Source organism: Paraclostridium dentum, assembly GCF_012922555.1.
In the GTDB taxonomy this organism is placed as follows: domain Bacteria; phylum Bacillota; class Clostridia; order Peptostreptococcales; family Peptostreptococcaceae; genus Paraclostridium; species Paraclostridium dentum.
Genome location: NZ_WIPK01000121.1, coordinates 1 through 467, shown reverse-complemented (window position 1 = coordinate 467; position 467 = coordinate 1). Strand labels below are relative to the sequence as shown.

Sequence of the window (467 nt, the reverse complement as noted above, 5' to 3'; positions counted from 1 at the left end):
CGAAACCACCCTGGCATTTTTCCTGTAGGGGTCACATGTGGCATCGTATCCTTTGTAAGGATAGTCCTCTTCGCTGTCAATTCCACCATTTTTTATGATGAACTCGAAGGCGTAGTCCATGAGACCGCCATCGCATCCGGCGTTGTAAGTCCTGTCACAGTCGACGAGCTCTTGCTCTGAGAGAGACACCAATTCTCCGGTCACTATTTGGTTTATGCCCTCCACTGCTGCCACTGTTGAAAAAGCCCAGCAACTCCCGCAGCTTCCTTGATTTTTGATGGGATTGACGGCACCCTTGACTCTCCAATCCACAGATTCCGGCAACGTCTCGCCGGCGCGAAAAGCGTACCTCAGGCTCGGATTCTTGGCCTTCATGACCCTGCGCTTAGGGTCGCTCCTGGTGCCCAAAAACTTGGCACGGTACTCCTGGTTGGTCAGGTCAGCGAAAGCATTCAGACCGACCTTGT

General features: G+C 52.9%; 1 protein-coding gene. It reads right to left on the bottom strand.

What is annotated here, in order from left to right; all coding sequences use genetic code 11:
- The coding region (locus GFJ41_RS21105) for a C1 family peptidase (protein WP_226890294.1) at positions 1-375 on the bottom strand (375 nt) is incomplete at its 3' end.
- Between the last annotated feature and the right edge of the window lie 92 nt (positions 376-467).